This window comes from Vibrio sp. 10N.261.51.F12, from assembly GCF_041471725.1.
In the GTDB taxonomy this organism is placed as follows: domain Bacteria; phylum Pseudomonadota; class Gammaproteobacteria; order Enterobacterales; family Vibrionaceae; genus Vibrio.
This window is the reverse complement of sequence record NZ_JBFROV010000034.1, coordinates 66867-85469: the sequence shown is the minus strand read 5'-3', so window position 1 is coordinate 85469 and position 18603 is coordinate 66867. Positions and strand designations below refer to the sequence as shown.

Sequence of the window (18603 nt, the reverse complement as noted above, 5' to 3'; positions counted from 1 at the left end):
GATTATAACGGCCTGTTTAAGGTTATGGTGAGATTTTTCGTAAATTTACGTTTCTGTACCACCGCGGCCATTCTTTATAATATTACGTACCGATTCTATGAACAGTTTAAGGCGAGGAGGGAAATGACTGAGCGATGGAGTCAGTGTTATGAGCACCACCTTACCTAAAAAGGAAAGTGATGGTTAGAATGCCGCTTTAACTTTGGTCATGGCTTCGATGATGCCCACGACAGCGATACCCGCGATAATACCGACGAGCCCGTTTAATAAAATAGGAATGATGGCTTTCGCCAGTGAAAGGTTAGGGATGTCCATAATGATGGGTTCAATCAAATGATGTATAGCTGGGACATTGTGGACAACGATACCGCCCCCAACTAAAAACATTGCCGCGGTTCCGACAATGGTTAGCGTTCGCATAAGCTTGGGAGCAAAAGCGATTAACCCTTTCCCTATCACTAGTAATGGCCCCTTTCCCTGCGACTTTCGCTCCAGAAAGAAACCAAGATCATCGAGTTTAACGATGCCGGCGACGAGGCCGTAAACCCCAATCGTCATGATGATTGCGATTAAAGAGACGACCAAAACCTGAGTGGTGATCGGTTGCCCTTGTACCGTGCCCAGTGCAATAACAATGATCTCAGCGGACAAAATGAAGTCAGTACGAATGGCACCTGCTACTTTCTTTTTCTCATATTCCGCCATTGAGTCACCATTTAAGTCCGGTGCGGTCTCTGCAGGCTCCTCGTTACGGTGGAACAGCTTTTCAATAATTTTTTCTGCGCCTTCAAAACATAAAAATAATCCTCCAAGTAACAAAAGAGGATTGATCAACCAGGGTGCAACAACACTAATAATCAAGGCGGCGGGGACTAATATGCACTTATTTCTAAAGGATCCCTTGGCGACTGCCCAGACAACGGGAAGCTCTCTTTCTGCCGTCACCCCCGAAACTTGATGTGCATTGAGTGCAAGGTCGTCACCAAGTACACCTGCTGTTTTCTTTGCGGCGACTTTAGAGAGCACAGCGACATCATCGAGAACGGTCGTAATATCATCAAGAAGAGTGAGAAGACTTAAACCTGCCATGGGAGACCTTGAAAAGTGACTGCTTGTTATTGAATGTAACAGGTATTAGAGCGTTCTCAAGTTTTCCACACTACTGAACCATTATAAAAACACTTGGTCTTTGCCTTAGGATATGTCGACCTTTTCGGTCTTCATACCGTTGCTTCTACGATGAAAAAATGATCAATGACAATAAAAATGCAATTAAACATGAAAATGATATTGATTCCTATTTATATTGAGGTGATAATGACTTTGTTTAATATAACCACAAGATATATAGGGTGTTTAGGAATGAGTCAGGTTTATAGTTTAATCAAGCGTACCACGTTAGTGTTGGCCACGTGCTGTGCATTAACTGCGCAAGCTTTTGCGGTAACTATTGATCACTACAAGGGAACGGTAGAATTTAAAGAAACCCCTAAACGAGTCGTGGTACTTGGAAACGGTAGTCTCGATGTCTTGGATCGTATCGGAATTCAACCGATTGGTGCTCCGCATGGCCTGTTGCCGCCTTACCTTAGCCAATATAAAGAATCGACGAGCAATACGGGCTCAGTCAGCGAACCAGATTTTGAAGCAATATACATGCTAAAACCGGATGTCATCATTGCTGAAAACCGCATGTTACGTGTTTACGATGAACTGAACCAAATTGCGCCTACGGTGATGTTTTACGTTGATAACGGTCAATACTGGAAAGATAGCCAAGCAAACTGGCGCATGCTGGGGCAACTTTTCGACAAAGAAAACGAAGTGGAAGCGTTGATTACCGAAACGCAATCGCAGTTTACCGCTACCGCTGATCATGTTCAAAAAGATCACTTGAATGCACTTATGGTGATGAACAATGGCAACAATGTTGCGATGTTTAATAAAGGCAGCCGTTTCTCGATTATTTTTGATGACTTTAAATTCACAGAATCGAGCAGCCAAAATGTCGCTGCAGTTGAAGGCTCACACGGTAATTTAATTTCGTTTGAATACATCGCCGACGCGAAGCCAGAAGTCATTTTTATCCTAGACAGAGAGCAAGCCATTGGCCGTAGCGTAGGTAAAGCCAAGGAAATGTTTAACAACCCATTAGTGGATTCAACACCAGCCGCTCAAAATAAAAAGATCGTGTTCATTGACCCTAATGCATGGTACCTCTCTGGCGGTGGTGTAACGGCAACCCAGACCATGATTTCTGATATTAATAGCGCTTTAAATTAACCACTGCACGAATCCATAAGCGAGCCAACGGGCTCGCTTTTATTATAAAAACAATGGCGTGAACGCCAACACTGAATTTACCTGAGTCTAATGTTGTTCCATGGCTATTCATAAGTACTTTTTCGCCCTAATTTTACTCGCTGTATTGGCCGTATCATCGCTGCTAATTGGCGCTGCCAATGTGTCTCTCGTTGATTTGTTTAATGGTGACGAGCATGCTTACTCCATTTATGTAGTGAGCCGTATCCCCCGTCTTCTTGCGATCGTTCTCGCGGGTGCAGGACTAAGTGTTGCAGGGCTTATTATGCAGCAAATCGTCCAAAACCGCTTCGCGTCTCCCTCAACGACGGGAACCATTGATTGTGCGCTACTGGGCTATGTTGTTGGGCTGATATTTCTTGGCGGTGCGTCTCAATGGACTCATTTGGGCGTCATTTTTGCCTTCGCAGTGGCGGGAACGCTGCTCTTTGTTCGCTTCTTACAACGCCTTCAATTTAAAAACGCAGTGCTTGTGCCGTTAATTGGTATCATGTACGGCAATGTTATTTCAGCGCTGACGACCTTTATTGCTTATAAATATGACCTCGTCCAGACCATGTCAGCATGGACTGTCGCTAACTTTGCCAGCGTGTTACAAGGCGGCTACGAAATCTTATATCTAGCCGTACCAGCATGTTTACTCGCTTACTATTACGCTAGCCAATTTAGTGCGGCAAGTGTGGGTGAAAGTTTCGCGAAAAATATTGGTTTGGATTATCAAAAAATTGTGTTCTTAGGCGTGATTTTAGTCGCGGTGAGCGCCTCAACCGTAGTCATGATTGTTGGTGTTATCCCTTTTCTAGGCTTGATTGTGCCAAATATTGTGTCGTTGTTTATGGGGGATAATATGAAAAAAATCCTGCCGTGGACGGCGTATTGGGGGGTGATACTGGTTTTATCCTCAGACATCTTAGGGCGCCTTATCATTTTCCCTTATGAAATGCCGATCTCCATGATCATCAGTATCTTTGGCGGCGCTGTATTTATTTTCTTGGTGTTACGAGACCGATCCAATGCGTGATTCATATAAAGTTATTTTATTGGTGGCAGGCTGCCTTGCGATCATTGGTTGGTTTGTTGGTCAGGGCTTAACGCCAGACAATTACCAGTTTTTCTTGTCCCGTCGTATCCCTAAGGTGCTTGCTATTATATTGGCTGCGGTGGCGATCTCCGCATCTTCATTGGTATTTCAGACGATCACCAATAACCGAATACTGACGCCGTCTATTTTGGGTTTTGATAGCTTGTATTTGATGATTCAAGTACTCATGGTGGTCATATTAGGCAGTACGAGTTACTGGGTTATTCATGCGATGAGTAATTTCCTGCTGTCGACCTCCGTGATGGTGTTTTTCTCTTTATTGCTGTTCCATTTTTATTTTAAGCGTCAAGACAACAACGTCTTCACTCTGCTGTTGATAGGGATTGTATGCGGCAGCTTGTTTAGCAGTGTGACAGGCTTCTTAACCATGTTGGTGGATCCCAATGAATTCGCAACGATACAAGCGTCAATGTTTGCGAGTTTCAATAATGTGAATTCAACGCTGGTTTATTGGAGCTTAATCCCACTTGGGCTGTGTTTGGCCGCTTTGTTTTATTACGCACCGAAGTTAGATGTGTTGTGGCTAGGCATTGATAACGCAACCAGCTTAGGGGTGAACACTAAGCAACTTACTCAACGCGTTATGATGATTATTACCGTCATGATTGCCGTTTCAACGGCCTTGGTGGGGCCGGTGCTGTTCTTTGGTTTGATTACGGTGAGTTTGACACGCGAGATCTTCAATCGATATCAGCATCGATTCTTGATGATAGCCAGTAGTTTGCTTGCGGTGTTATTGCTTGTCACAGGGCAATGGTTTGTTGAAAAAGTACTTGTGTTTCAAACCACAATTAGCGTAATTATCAACCTAGTTGGTGGTACATACTTCCTGTTTTTATTGCTAAGAAACAGAATTAATTAAGGGTGTTAGTGTGATTAAATTAACTGGATTAAGCAAAAAATACGGGAAGACATTTGTTGTACAAGATGCCGATGCCTTATTCCCACAAGGTGAGGTGACATCAATTATTGGTCCCAATGGAGCAGGGAAGAGCACCTTGTTGTCGATGGCGAGTCGCCTGACACAAAGCGATGCGGGAGAAGTCTTGATTGCTGACAAACTGCTAGCGGAGTGGGACAGCAAAGAACTGGCAAAGCGATTGGCGGTGTTACGTCAATCTAACAATATTAATATGCGCTTCACGATTCGTGAGTTGGTATCGTTTGGTCGTTTTCCTCACTCACAAGGTCGTTTGACCGATGAAGACAATGACATTATTGACAGCGCATTAGGTCACTTGGGCATTGAAGATATCCAGAATCGATATCTGGATCAGCTCAGTGGCGGGCAGCGTCAAATGGCATTCATTGCAATGGTGGTCGCGCAAGATACCGAGTATGTCTTCCTTGATGAGCCGCTTAATAACCTAGACATCAAACATTCGGTAGAGATCATGCATACCTTGCGTCGCCTAGCTCATGATTTTAACAAGGCGGTGGTGATTGTTATCCATGATATTAATTTTGCGTCGTCTTATTCAGACAACATTGTCGCGATGAAAAACGGTAAGGTCATCAAGTCAGGGTGTGTCAATGAGGTCGTTGATCAAGCCGTTATGGAGTCTATCTACGAGATCCCTTTTGACATCAGAGAAATTGATGGACGCCGCGTGTGTTTGTATTTTAATAGTTAAGTGTTGTATGGCTAGCGCTATAGGATTTAAGTACGGCGCTGCAACATCTAGATACCGAGTCAAGCGCCCGGGACTTATGCCATCGAGGTGGAAATGATGTTTGACTCGTTTTTAGAGCATCTTGATGTGGTCACATGAAACTTCGCAATGATGACCAATACCGAAAACACCATTCCAAAGCATCGTGCTACTGCGTTTGCGCCATAATGAAGTGCTCTGATTATTTGCACAATGGGATAATTTTAGTAGTATCAGGTATCCTAATTTTAGAGCTATAGATATGACATTTAACGCCGCAATTTTCGATATGGATGGGTTGCTTCTTGATACTGAGCGTGTGTGCATGAATGCTTTTGAAAAAGCGTGTAATACACTAAGCATAGAATTTTTAAAGCCAGAATACTTGGCTATCATTGGCCAGAACGCTCAGGGTGTAGAGCGCACGATTCGAGCTGGTTATCCGGCTGATTTAGATTATCCGTTACTTCGAAAAGTGTGGATGGAGTATTACCATGATATTACGCACAACCATGCGATTCCAATAAAGGAAGGAGTGCTTGAGCTTCTTGATTGGCTAAAGGCAAATAACATACCGATGGCAGTGGCGACTTCCACAGACTTAAGTCTCGCGAAAATGAAATTGCAGCTCGCTGGATTAGATGAATATTTCGACAGTTTAACTTGTGGATGTGAGGTGACTCATGGCAAACCAGATCCTGAAATCTACTTATTAGCCGCTAGCAGGCTAAATATCGCACCGGAATATTGCTTAGGTTTTGAGGATTCGAATAATGGTACTCGTGCCGGTATTGCTGCAAATTTACAGATGTATCAAGTTCCCGACCTTGTTTCTCCAACCGATGAAGTGATCGCACTTGGCCACGAGATCCTCCCATCAATGGTTGATGTATTGAATCATCTAAAACACCTCAAATAAATGCGTTAATTATGGGTTGGGTTTACATTGTTAGGCTGGGTTTTACAGCCTTCAATGGCTTGCTCTTTTCTACTCCACACGAAAAACAGTACGGTGAGTGCCGTAACACTGTCTTCCACCGGGTATTAGTACATACCGCGTTGATGAAGATCCTCTTTTTGCAATGTGATGACGGTTATTGCGCTTTATGGATAATCTTAAACACGGCAAAGTAATTAGGTTATCGACAAAGTAATCGTTGAGTTTGTTCACCACAACAAAACAGAATTAGCCGCATTCCTAGAGCACCTTTCTTTAATTATATGCTTACAACATCATCACTTCTGCTGGCGATCGGCCTGCAAACCATAGGTCACACATTTGTTTCATCTTCTTTTCACTGCTGCGGAAAAAATGCTCATAGCCTGCGCAAAGGTAATTATCAGCAGAGCTATTAGCCCTAGGAATAAAGCGTTGCTTTGGGCAACCTCCATTGCAAAGTTTTACATACGGGCACTTTTTACATTTTTCACTCAGATCTTTCTTCTTGATACCAAACTCGTAGTTTTGAGCACTGAAGTTCATTTCACTAATCGTTTTTGTGTGAATGTTCCCTAGTTTATGCTCCGGATAAACATAGTGGTCGCAATTGTAGATGTCTCCATTTGCTTCCATTGCAAAAGCACTGCCACATCGCGGTGCCATTGTGCACATACTGCCTTGTTCACCTGCCCAACCTGCGAGAGTATTATCGAAATAAGGCACGAATATCTGGCCGACATCATGTTTCACCCAATAGTTAAAGATGGCCGCGAGGAACTGTCCAAACTTTAAAGACGGTACGCTCCATTCCGTCAACTTAGCCGCGCTATCATGCTCTGGGTCAACCAAATATAAACCCTCTAACGTCGGTTTTGTTGCCGCTCTTTCGACCAAAGGAATATATTGATGTACTTCGCTACCCAAAGATTTTAAATGTTGATATACCTCTAATGCATGGTCAACATTGTGGCTTCCAATGACCGTTAACGTATTGAACTGAACGTGATGTACACGCAATAAATCGATGGCTTGTTCTACCTTGTGATAGGAACCTTTGCCAGAGCGGCTCGTACGGTATTTGTCGTGAAGATGCTCGGGTCCATCAATTGAAATGCCAATCAAAAAATGGTTTGTTTTGAAAAATTGACACCATTCATTGTTGAGTAATAGGCCGTTAGTTTGCAGGGTATTCTCTATGGATTTCCCTTTCGCATATTTGTTTTGCAATTGGATCGCTTTTTTATAGAACTCGATCCCCATCATCAAAGGTTCGCCGCCTTGCCAAGCAAAAGTCACATGGTCAGTATGCTGAGCCAATATGTGTTGCTCGATATAAACTTCTAACGTCTCATCCGACATTTTCCAGTTAGTATTACGTTCGGGGTATAGCTTTTCTTTCTCAAGATAAAAGCAATAGTCACAATCTAGGTTACATACAGAACCCGTTGGTTTACTCATAATATGAACAGACTTAGACACTTCCATATTTATTCCTCAGATCGTGCAGGTAGGGTTTTATGCCCTACCTGCCTAACGTTAATGACAGTCGTGAAAATGGTTGTTACTTTTCAGCTTTTCTAAAACCGTCCGGTATATGTTGAGTGAAATCAACACCCTTGCAGTCCGGTTTGTAACCCATGGGAGCAGGGAAAGGAATGGTGTCACAACTTACCGCAAGATTTTGTTGAATTGCGACGTTTCGTTTAACGACCGTAGGGAAAATACGGACGCCATCGGCTCGCATGTCATACATTTCTTGAGGGTCGCTAGACAGATCATAGACGGCTGGAATCTGTCGTTTAACGGGGGCTTCTGGCATAATATCTTGGTCGTAGAAATGCAGTTTCCAATCATTCCATTTGTATGCCTGAACTATTTGTCCGTTACTAATGTAAAAACCGTCACGATTAGATTGTTCCATGTCGCCTTTTAAGTGCGCCCACTGGTTAATTCCATCGATATGACGGTCTGATGGCATCTTATAGCCGACAAGCTCGCCAATTGATGGCATGACATCAACCACATGCACAATTTCATTACTGACGTTTTTTTCCTTCACTGTGCCTGGCATAGAAGCGATAAATGGTACACGTATTGAACCTTCAAGCGCTGTAAAATAATTGCCTCTCCATGGCGCTGCGATACCATGATGAGGGTAGTGCCACTCTGGGCCATTGTCTGACATAAAGATAATTAGTGTGTCTTTTCTTGCATCGGCTTTATCAATGGTGTCGATAATTTGCCCTGCGCGAAAATCAATCTCATGCAGAACATCGGCGTAATCGCCTTTGCCTGTTACTCCTGCAAAATCTGGGTGAGGAATTGTAGGCAGGTGAGGCTGAGTAAAGGAGACAAAAGTAAAGAAAGGGCTGCCTTTTTCCAATTGTTGAGTGATGTGTGTAATTGCTCGTTGAGTGACTTGTTCATCAATAGTACGGCGAGTATCTAAATTAAAGTCCATGACATCTTTTGTCTTTCCATTGACGGTGTCTTGGATCTTCGGGACGTACCCATCTTCGTTTTCGAAGTGGAGTTGTGACGAATAGAGTGATTCGTCTGAAGTATTAAGCACCCCAAAGAAATCATCAAATCCTTGCTCTAAAGGTGTGCGACCTTCGGTATCGCCAAGGTGCCACTTGCCATACATTGCGGTGTTGTAACCCTGCTCCTTAAACTTATTGGCCATGGTCACCTCCCAGTTCACCATGCCGTAATCCATACCCCAAACAACCTCTGTTGTCGCTGTTCTCAACGGACGTCTACCGGTCATAAATGCTGATCGGGTAGGGGTGCATTGAGGCTCAACATTAAAGTTTGTCAGCCTGATGCCTTCTTCAGCTAATTTATCTAGGTTTGGTGTCGCGACGCCTCGTGTACTGCCATACGACTGAAGCTCTCCAAAACCCAAATTGTCGACCATCATAATGACCACATTAGGTTGTTCTGCTGCCGTCACCGATAGGGAAGGTAGTGCACCGGCTAAAACAGAGGCTAACACGGTTTTTTTTCTCATCATATTTCGCTCCAATGACCATTTCTAATTGATTTCTTTTGAAAAGAATAACGGCTCGGCCTAGAATCTGAAGTGATGGATATTTATGAAGGGTATAACCATGAGGAATAGTGAGTTTTCAAAGATTAGATCACTTGATCTTAACTTGCTGAAAACACTGCTTGTTCTTTTGGAACAAAAGCATATTTCAAAAAGTTCAGAGCGGCTGTTTATCACCCAACCCGCGGTGAGCAAACAGTTATCAAAACTTCGAGAAATGTTTGATGATCCTCTTTTGGTGAGAGTAGGGAACCAATTGGTGCTCACGCAAAAAGCGATGCAGTTATACCCCAAAGTCGAGCTACTTTGTAACCAGTTCAAAAATCTAGTCGATTCAGAGGAGCTGGACTTAAGTGAAGTGACACAGAATGTCACTATCATGCTTTCAGATTACGCAAGTCCTCATTGGATGGCGCAAGTCATCAAAGAAGTATCAATACATGCACCCAATGTTACGATGACCTGCAAGAGTTGGAGTTACGAGAATATAAAGAAGCTCACTTTGGGTGAGATTAATTTTGCGTTAGGAGCATTACCAGAAGGGCTTTCTGGATTTGAGACTCATGAAATCGGGGAGGTGTCGAGTTCGCTGATTGCGAGAGGTGATCACCCTATTTTTGCCAATACTGACCAACCAGAACCGTCGCTCTCAAGCTTCCCGATTGTCAAAATTCGAGGCTCGCACCGATATCAAAATATATATGATGAGCTAATAGGTGAGAGCCCAGTACTACTGGACGAAACGACACTCTGGTTAGCTATGGAAACAGTCAAGTCGACGGATGCGTATTTGGTAGGGCCTAGCAAGTTTATTGAAAGCATTGACGATAAAGACAGCTACAACAGCATCCCATTGCCGAAGTTAAAGCCCATTCCTATTTCAATGTGCTGGTCTATAGGATTAAGCGACGACCCTTTCTATAATTGGATGAAAGAGATGATGATTGAAATAGGAAACCGTATTGTCAATGAATGACAAGAGCTGCATATTTTCTTCTATAGCTGCGAACGTTTTGGGGCAGGTCTCTCTTAGCTTGTCACTCTTTAACCCATCCCAATTAGGCCGTCATCCACGTGCAGACGAGGATTTTCATCAGCATGTGACTCGCTTAAATCGAAATGAATGGCACCAGAATAGGCTCACAACGCGCTGATGAAGATCCCTTTTTTCAGGGGATGACGGTTAGCTTATCGCTCTTCAAACTATCCCAATTAGGCCGTCATCCTCGTGCAGACGAGGATCTTCATCAGCATGTGACTCACTTAAATAGAAATGAATGGCGCCCGAAGAAGTTAACAACGCGCTGATGAAGATCCCCTTTTTCAAGGGGATGACGGTTAGTTTGATTTGTGGGAGGAGTTGCATTCCGGAATTTATTCTGCGCTGATGACAACCGAACTGGCACGTTATGTGGACATAAAGCGCTTAGCTTATCGCTCTTCAAGCCATCCCAATTAGGCCGTCATCCTCGTGCAGACTAGGATCTTCATCAGCATGTGACTCGCTTAAATAGAAATGAATGACGCCCGAATAAGTTAACAACGCGCTGATGAAGATCCCCTTTTTCAAGGGGATGACGGTTAGTTTTATTTGTGAGAGGAGTTGCATTCCGGAATTTATACTGCGCTGATGACAACCGAACTGGCACGTTATGTGGACATAAACGGTTTAGTTTCCTTTTTTCTCCAACTAACAACGTTCGTCATCCTCACGAAAGTGAGGATCTCACAAAGCGCATAGACAATTGAAAAAATTCGATGAGGTTAAGTACATCGAGTTCGCAACGCGCTGAATGAGATCCCCTTTTTCAAGGGGATGACGGTTAGTTTTTATTTGTAGGAGCAGTAACATGCCAGAATTTATTCTGCGTAGACCAAGACAGGGCTGACTCGTTTGTGGACATAAATGAGTTAGTATTTTAGTTCTAAAGTCCGCAACTCACATTAGCTGATGTGTACTAGATCAGGCTTGATCTGACAGTTACCCACTTTTTTATATGGTGTCTGTCAGGTTAAATTTGAGCTAAATTCTTTTCGGCCCAAATCAGCTTAACAAACAGAACTAACATCATGATGTAGGTGTTATAATTGCTCAATGCAGAGGATCGGAGATCGTATGGGCGAAATCAACAAGAAAAGCTTAGAAGCAAAGAAAAATCATCATCATGTTTGGGCTAGTTATATGAGGCGGTGGGCACCCGATAACAAGAACGTTTTCTATACCACCAAAAAGAACAACAACATTATTCGAATTGACAGCGTTAAAAATATTGCTGTTGAGCGTGATTTTTATCGAGTTCAGCCACTTACACCTGACCATGTGGAAGTTATAAAAGGGTGGTCATCTAAAAGCCCAGAAGACCTACATGAACTGCATATGTCTTATCTAAATGATTATATGAAAATGCAATATATAGAATCCATGTATAAGCAGAGTGGCATTAAAAACGAAGAAGTCGATAAAATGCTTGAAGCTTGGAAGTGCAACGGTATTGAAAATTATCACACGGCTCATGAAGATGAGATTCAAGATGTGTTAGAAGCACTGGCAAATCGTGATTTATCTGTACTTGATAACGACCGAAATATGCTTCATTTCATGCAATTCTTCGGTCACCAGATTGCTAGAACCAAGAACTTCAAAGATACGATAGGTGCTGGACTGGGTAAATCTAGACCTAGCTTAGATAAAGCCACGGAAGAACAAGTAAACCATATAATGAAGCTGACTCAAGAGTCTTGGTGGTTCATTGGATATATGTTTGGCATGAGTATGGGGCGGTCACTGTACTTAGATAGAAAAGAGTCTGTTCATTGCTTACTTATCAATGATACAAATACACCGTTTATTACCTCTGACCAGCCGATTGTAAATATTCATCAAGCATTGACTGACGAGATTAAACCACCAGAAGACCATGAGTGCGATTTCTACTATCCAATATCACCAAACGTGGCTTATATGATTAACAAATCGAATCGTTTTCAACGCGGTAGAGTTCAAGTGTCGGTTGATGACGTAGAAGAAATGAACATCAAACTGGCTAAAAAAGCCAATTTTCATATTATTGGTAACAGTAAAGAGTCACTTAAGGCATATAAGAAATATGTAAAAACCAACCTCAAGGCTATTAAAGACTTTGTAGAATAAATTTGTACATTTTCATATATGGCGTAATGGGGTCAGTCTTTTAATCTTGAATTAAAAACTCCAATTAGTGGTTTCTGAGTCGCAATGGGGGCGGAAGCGCCTTAGTATTCAGTTGAAAGATGGAAAAACATTTACGATTCATAATCGGCTGTAGTAAACGGCTGTGATGTGAAAAACTATTTCCATTGCTCACATGAGCAAATCTATGGCAAATCGATATGGACATATTGTGGGTGAGTTGAAGTTCTAACACCGTTTGGGGCAAATGTGCGTTGGTGCACTACTACATGGCTTTGAAAGCAATGTATATTCCTGAAATTATCGTAGCACCGATTCCGACTCCAATAGTAATCGCGCCCCAAAGAAGAAAAAATGTTCTCCACTTATCGCGCTCACTCCAATTCATCACGGTATATATTACCGCTAAGAAGATTCCAAATTCTGCCCCTGCCAGTAATCCAGCACCAATGCCACTAATCCAACTTTCCATTATGCCACTACCCGACGTCAATATTACAAGGACCCAAAACCAACTTCAGCATCTTACATTAGAAAATGTTGGTCAATATGATCATTCTCGTTTAGTGAAGAGTACATACCCTAAGTAGCTTTGGGGCATTTTCCTGCTAGCCTCAAACCGAGAGCGTTGACTAAACATGCCAAACGTTCCACCTGAAAGCTCCATCCGACCCCTCAACAGATTTACCATCATTTCCTACAAGCCAGTTTGGTTTTGATTAACCGCCTATAAATATTATTGAATTTACGGCAGGCCCATCCCCATATTACTGTAAGTGCTCTATATTAAGCTCAATGTCATACATTCAGCGTTAGATAAGTAATAGGATCAAAATGGGTAAACGTTACGTCATCAGTCATCATCATCATGATAACTTTATGCTAGAACAACAGCACGTTGATAAAATTGCGCTTGTTACCGAGGGTGGTGGGCAACGCGGCGTTTTTACCGCGGGTGTTCTCGATGCCTTCCTACGTGCAGATTTTAACCCGTTTGACCTCCTTATCGGTACGTCTGCGGGGTCGTTGAATCTCGCTTCTTATATCTGTGGGCATGAAGGTCATGCCTACAAAGTGATCGCTCAAGCGACTCGCCATCCCGAGTTTTTTAAATTGACCAAATATTTGCTAAGTGGTGAAGGTGTCGATTTAGATTGGTTGGTTAACAGTACAGAAGTAGATATTCCGCTGAATTGGATCAAAGGTGCCGATGCACTTAAAACTAAACAAGTGGTTGCGGTCGCCACACACGCTCAAAAGCTCACGACAGCCTGTTTTGACGTTACATTAGACAACTGGAAGAACGTCTTGAGAGCATCTTGCGCTATTCCCGCATTGCACAAAAAACCGGTCATGTTTGATGATGCAAGGTGGCTTGATGGTGGGGTGTCGGCACCGATACCTGTTGAAGAGGCGTACCGCAGAGGTTACAAAAACATTGTCGTGATTCGAACCATGCCTGTTGATTTCGCAGAGCAGCATCCTTTGTTAGAAGCGATTTTAAAGCGTGCGCCAACCAAGACGATGAGCGAGTTGTCCGCTATTTTGTTAAAGCATGAAGAAAGCTACCGCCAAACACAGCGCTTTTTAGCTAATCCACCTGATGATGTGAATATTTATGAGATCTCGCCAGCCCGCAACCTGAAGTCACCGGTTATTGGAAGTACCAAAAAGCAGCTCGATGCAGATTATATACATGGTGTTGGTCTTGGTCGTTTGTTTGTAGAAAGTGTTGGTCGAAAGTTAGATATCCCTTACACACCTTTTCACCGTCATAAATTAGTGACTTCCGAGCACTCAAGTACCGATGCGCGCCATTTAGAGATGGAACACGCATGGCAGAACCGCACGACAGGTCGATTTAAAGGGGCACTGGCGTGCAATATCTCGTGGGTGAATGTGAACCCAAATAATCAATCCCAAGCGTTGATTTTAGTACAGGGTCGTAATGAGTCATGCTGGAAGTACAAAGAACTTATTTATGAGTTAAGCCACCATTATAGTGTTTATTCATTTGATCACCGTGGTCAGGGGGAATCACAGCGTCTCGTTGCCGACAGCGAATTGGGGCACATTGACCAATTTGCCCACTATGTTGAAGATTTAGATACATTTACACGTGACATTGTCATGAAGGATCACAGTGAAGACATCATGATGTTGGCGCATTCAATGGGAGGTGTGATCACCACTCAATATCTTGCTGAGTATGAGCATGTCGTTAAAGCTTGCGTGTTAACTAGCCCCATGTTTGGAATAAAATTGCCTAAAGTGGTTGGAGGGATTCAGTCGGCTACGATCAAGGTCATCAGTCAGCTGCAGAAGAAACCTCACTTTGCGCCAAAGCAAACGGCTTTTGTCACAAAGACCTTCGAGGGCAATGATCACACGAGTAGCCAGCGTCGATTTAAGGTGTACAGTGATCTTCTTACTAACAGCCCTAAGTTAAGACTGGGAGGTGTGAGTCCAAAATGGATAACTGAAGCAATGGCGGCGGGGAAAACCTGTTTGTCTCAGGCCGGTAAAATAAAAACGCCGATTCTAATCATTCAAGCAGAAGGCGATAATGTGGTATCACTGTCAGCGCAAGAAACCTTTAATGAAAAGTGCTTAAGTTCTCGTTTACTCACGATTCCTTACGCTAAGCATGATGTCTTGATTGAAGCTGATCGATACCGAGATAGAGCGTTGAAACACATTTTAGGCTTTTACGATTACCGTCATAAATTTATCTAACATCATGATAATATCGACTACGACTACGGAAGAGAGGCTTTGTTTATCCATTATTTAAGTTGTTCATTATTGGGTAATTAGGTCTTTCTTTATCAAGCATTATGATTAGCTTGTCGATTGGCAAGCGCCAAACACATCAATGCAATTTATGGGACAACGAAAGTTCAACCTCTGTATCTTTCGATCTATCTCAGTAGAATACCTCCGCTCAAATTCCTACACTGTGGTTATTCCCCTGAAAAGTCCTATTGAATGTTCGTCATGCACAAAACACGTCATGGCGACCTATTTATTCACCATATTGGTTTCAATGTCGCTGTTTGCTTATGTTCCGAATGCTTTTGCAAATGAAGATGTCCAAACGTCTTCATTACCCGAATCCAATACTCAGTCTGGAGACGCGTCGATTGAAAGGGACATCTACGACAATAAGAATAAAAACGTAGAAGACCCAACTAGAATCAACTCTAAATTGGGCTTTGCGGGTAACTATGATTTCAACTCAGAAAGCTATGGTTATTCTGTTTCGGGTTCAATCGGGCTTAGTGAAGCGCAGAAGATCAACCTTCGACTCCACCCCGATACAGATGAATGGACGCTTGGCGGATCTTGGCTATTTGATATTGGTATTGTTAATTTCAATTTCGGCCGAAGTGAGTATGACGATGGCTCAAACTTTAATAATTATAGTGTTGGCACGTTTGTACCGTTATCTGTTTTTGATATAGAGCCTTACGGGTGGCAAATATTCCCGATGGCAGGCTTCAATTATACTGATGGTGAAAGATCGTTGAATGAAGTTGAGCCTGAGTTTGATCCATCTAATCCCTATGCTTTGCACCCAACAGACAGTACTGGAGGGTATTTAGGTTACTTCTCTTTAAAGCCGCTCAATGATGAATTCACCGCGATGACGTTTGCAGGCGCATCCGCGGGGTCAAATGACTATTTTGGTTACTGGCTTGGCGCAGGCCTTGGTTATAAATTTACCAAGCGCGATTCGCTGACACTACTAGGGCTTCTCTCTGATAATGATTATGGTTCTGAGCAAAAAATCATTTTTTCCTATAGCCACGACTTTTCAGTGCAGTAATTGCTGTCGATCGTATCAAGATCTTACCACTGAGACTCATATAGATGAGTGGTCTGAAGTGCATCAATGGGCTGCTGTTTGGAGACCACCAACACTTGTCCGTCGGTGAAGTAATCATGACGACCATCCATTGCTGTTGCGTAAGCCAGTTTCATATTTTCGGCAGTCCACGCGGCGTTGAGGCGAAATACATCGCGTTTTAGCTTGTCTCTTTCGGCATCAATGTCCGGGGCGACGCTGTGAAGAATGGTAATGATGCCGCCGTACGGGGTGACTGTTAAACCATCATCATAGCTTAATGCACCCAGCCATAACGGTTGTTTTGTTACTGAATCGATGCCTGCTTGCCACCATCGGATATGAGAGCGCTTGGTCAGCGTCCCCGGCAACTGAAAGGCGAGATGTTGTGGCTCTCCATTCCACATGAGATCGGACACCGGAGGGGTGTTTTGTTTCAACAAATTGACATAATCTGGCCACTCTAGATCACTACGCGAAAAGGTTTTATTTTCTATCCATCTTAAGGTTTCCATTAAAGACTGTGGCGATTCACCGAGATAGACCACGTTCATACCCTGTGCTGAATATATGGACGATTGCCCGGCAAATACTTTGTAATTCAGACTCTTCAGCGTAACGATGGGCATTGTTGATTGAGCGACCAAGGTCGAATTGACTTTATCATCACTAAACCAAAAAAAGTGAGAGTAGTTGAGCGCAAGCGTACCAATAATAAACACGCTACATGCTTTTACCCACGTGTGCCGCCACTGTCTTTTAAACCCAAAATACGCGATGGCTAGGGAAAGGAGTGCAACGCCCATCGTGTATTTATGTTCACTGATGAAGAGCGCAATATCACCAAGTACAGGCACATTATCGACACCGGCCGCTAATAAGTATCCCCAGACAACAAACTGACCGATACCCAGAGTCAATCCAACGCTGGCATATAGCGAGAATTTTCGCCACGCGATACGGTGGGTTCCAGCCATAAATGGTACCACCCAAGCGACAGGGCCGAGGAGTCGTGAAAATGCTAAAATCCAGAAGGCATTACGGTGCAGCAGAAGGCGGCATCGAGCCAATGGTCTTCTAATCTTGGGTTGCCATGCCAGCAGTCTTTTCTGCACATTAAACCCATATCGACGCCCAATAAAGAAGCTGATTTGGTCACCGAGCAGTCCACCTAATACGACGGCGAACACGGCGATGTAACCGCCGCTATAAAGTTGGTATCCAGCAGCAATCATAAAAGGTTCTCCTGGCACCACTAAATTAGGGCCGATCACGGCATCCAGCAATGACCCCAAAAATAACCCAATGGTTTCAAACATAACGCGTCCTTTTTACCTTATCTTCTTGCTTAGTTGCTTAGTTGCTTAGTTGCTTAGTTGCTTAGTTGCTTAGTTGCTTAGTGCTTAGTTCTATACTTAGCTTCGTCACGGGTATGTGAAGAGCGGTGTTGCCCGCCATTATTGCTGTTGGTAGTGCCCGAACTCGTAGTTCATTTCGTTGTTACGCATTTCTCCGAAGAAAAACCGACGAACATTGGCCTTAAGGTACGTTGCGCCCATTTTGAAAAAGCCATCTTGTTCAAGCCTACGTGGGTCAAACTGGAAACTGAGTGGTAAGAATCGAAAGCGCCATGTTTGCGCGGCTTTCTTAACGTAATGACAATCCTCGCAAAGCACGATTGCTTCGTCGAACCCACCGATTTCGTTATGCGCTCTCTTCGTCGAGAAAATACACGCCCCAACAGCCGTAGGGAAAAAGAATTGCGTGGCAAACAACCCAGCATTGAATAGCCCATAACCTGCTTTGTATGCGGGAGTGAGTTGACGAGCACCCATAAAAACACCAGCGACTTCTAGCTTCTCTGATTCAAGCTTTTTAGCCGCGAGTTCAAGAAACTCACGATCAAGGCGCACATCAGCATCAAGAAACAAAAGACGTTCGTGTTTCGCAAGACTAGCGCCAGTATTACGACCAAGGCTGACACCGCGCTCTGTCATGGTATGCACGGTTAAGTCAGGCAACGCGGCACGATATTTTTCAGCGACTCGCGTAGTGAGGTCTTCACTATTTGAATCGACAACGATCACCTCGAATTGTTGGTATGTTTGTGTAGAGAGATCGCTAAGTAGACGAGCGATACGTTTTTCTTCGTTTAGTGTAATGATGACAATGCTGATTGGTTTCATAGTAAGATCCTTTTCTTCGTTGATGCGAAGATACTAAACTCACAAACGTTAATTTTTGCTGAGGCAAAGGTTCATATTGCGTTCATAAAGCGCTTTGTTAGTCATTTTATTTCATGGACTTACAGCTGGTTTATGGGCTTGTGGCTAATATATGGGCTGTAGCTAATATATAGGCTTGTAGCTGATATATAGCCTTACGGCTAATGTCATGGGCACACCGCAATGGGGAAGCGGGAGCGTTTTGAGCCAAATAAATTTGGCGCATTTGGGGTCGGTGAACGTAAAAAAGTCAAACCTTAGACTTGGAGGGCAAATCAATACACTTTACGACAC

General features: G+C 43.3%; 15 protein-coding genes. 9 read left to right on the top strand and 6 right to left on the bottom strand.

Going from position 1 to position 18603, the window contains the following annotated elements; genetic code table 11:
- Positions 1-183 precede the first annotated feature (183 nt).
- Positions 184-1089: a DUF808 domain-containing protein gene (locus AB4405_RS17730; RefSeq protein WP_372062113.1), complete on the bottom strand. Its 906-nt coding sequence runs from the start codon at positions 1087-1089 to the stop codon at positions 184-186.
- 273 nt (positions 1090-1362) lie between these two features.
- Here AB4405_RS17730 and AB4405_RS17725 point away from each other — a divergent pair, with 273 nt between their 5' ends.
- The 5 genes from AB4405_RS17725 to AB4405_RS17705 all read left to right on the top strand — a co-directional run bounded on the left by AB4405_RS17725 (position 1363) and on the right by AB4405_RS17705 (position 5995).
- The gene (locus AB4405_RS17725) at positions 1363-2283 is read left to right on the top strand and encodes a siderophore ABC transporter substrate-binding protein (RefSeq protein WP_372062111.1); all 921 of its coding nucleotides are present in this window, start codon (positions 1363-1365) and stop codon (positions 2281-2283) included.
- 100 nt (positions 2284-2383) lie between these two features.
- Positions 2384-3343 carry an ABC transporter permease gene (locus tag AB4405_RS17720; RefSeq protein WP_102469485.1) on the top strand — a complete coding sequence of 320 codons (960 nt, stop codon included), beginning with the start codon at positions 2384-2386 and terminating at the stop codon, positions 3341-3343.
- Complete coding sequence (locus tag AB4405_RS17715) at positions 3336-4286, top strand: iron chelate uptake ABC transporter family permease subunit (protein ID WP_372062109.1); 951 nt, start codon at positions 3336-3338, stop codon at positions 4284-4286. Before AB4405_RS17720 ends, AB4405_RS17715 begins: the two co-directional genes overlap by 8 nt.
- Before the next feature lie 10 nt (positions 4287-4296).
- Positions 4297-5058: an ABC transporter ATP-binding protein gene (locus AB4405_RS17710; RefSeq protein ID WP_372062108.1), complete on the top strand. Its 762-nt coding sequence runs from the start codon at positions 4297-4299 to the stop codon at positions 5056-5058.
- A 280-nt stretch (positions 5059-5338) separates the two neighbouring features.
- The gene (locus AB4405_RS17705; protein WP_372062107.1) at positions 5339-5995 is read left to right on the top strand and encodes an HAD family hydrolase; all 657 of its coding nucleotides are present in this window, start codon (positions 5339-5341) and stop codon (positions 5993-5995) included.
- A gap of 306 nt (positions 5996-6301) precedes the next feature.
- On the opposite strand, the gene AB4405_RS17700 is transcribed toward AB4405_RS17705, so the two are convergent.
- Together AB4405_RS17700 and AB4405_RS17695 are read right to left on the bottom strand one after the other, a co-directional pair.
- The gene (locus AB4405_RS17700; protein ID WP_372062106.1) at positions 6302-7501 is read right to left on the bottom strand and encodes an anaerobic sulfatase maturase; all 1200 of its coding nucleotides are present in this window, start codon (positions 7499-7501) and stop codon (positions 6302-6304) included.
- A 76-nt stretch (positions 7502-7577) separates the two neighbouring features.
- Complete coding sequence (locus tag AB4405_RS17695) at positions 7578-9032, bottom strand: sulfatase-like hydrolase/transferase (RefSeq protein WP_372062105.1); 1455 nt, start codon at positions 9030-9032, stop codon at positions 7578-7580.
- A gap of 97 nt (positions 9033-9129) precedes the next feature.
- On the opposite strand from AB4405_RS17695, the gene AB4405_RS17690 reads away from it, so the two are divergent.
- Entirely contained in the window at positions 9130-10044 is a 915-nt protein-coding gene (locus AB4405_RS17690) for a LysR family transcriptional regulator (RefSeq protein WP_372062104.1), read from the top strand.
- 1140 nt (positions 10045-11184) lie between these two features.
- The gene (locus AB4405_RS17685; protein WP_372062103.1) at positions 11185-12219 is read left to right on the top strand and encodes a DUF4238 domain-containing protein; all 1035 of its coding nucleotides are present in this window, start codon (positions 11185-11187) and stop codon (positions 12217-12219) included.
- A 283-nt stretch (positions 12220-12502) separates the two neighbouring features.
- Here AB4405_RS17685 and AB4405_RS17680 read toward each other — a convergent pair whose 3' ends face one another.
- A complete protein-coding gene (locus tag AB4405_RS17680) occupies positions 12503-12709 on the bottom strand; it encodes a hypothetical protein (protein ID WP_372062102.1) in 207 nt (68 codons plus the stop codon).
- A gap of 362 nt (positions 12710-13071) precedes the next feature.
- Between AB4405_RS17680 and AB4405_RS17675 the strand changes: the two genes are divergently transcribed.
- Both AB4405_RS17675 and AB4405_RS17670 read left to right on the top strand, forming a co-directional pair.
- Positions 13072-14973 carry an alpha/beta fold hydrolase gene (locus AB4405_RS17675; RefSeq protein WP_372062100.1) on the top strand — a complete coding sequence of 634 codons (1902 nt, stop codon included), beginning with the start codon at positions 13072-13074 and terminating at the stop codon, positions 14971-14973.
- A gap of 277 nt (positions 14974-15250) precedes the next feature.
- Positions 15251-16066 carry a hypothetical protein gene (locus AB4405_RS17670; protein WP_372062099.1) on the top strand — a complete coding sequence of 272 codons (816 nt, stop codon included), beginning with the start codon at positions 15251-15253 and terminating at the stop codon, positions 16064-16066.
- A gap of 23 nt (positions 16067-16089) precedes the next feature.
- On the opposite strand, the gene AB4405_RS17665 is transcribed toward AB4405_RS17670, so the two are convergent.
- Positions 16090-17403: an LssY C-terminal domain-containing protein gene (locus AB4405_RS17665; protein WP_372062098.1), complete on the bottom strand. Its 1314-nt coding sequence runs from the start codon at positions 17401-17403 to the stop codon at positions 16090-16092.
- Between the two features lie 138 nt (positions 17404-17541).
- The gene (locus AB4405_RS17660; protein ID WP_372062096.1) at positions 17542-18270 is read right to left on the bottom strand and encodes a glycosyltransferase family 2 protein; all 729 of its coding nucleotides are present in this window, start codon (positions 18268-18270) and stop codon (positions 17542-17544) included.
- Between the last annotated feature and the right edge of the window lie 333 nt (positions 18271-18603).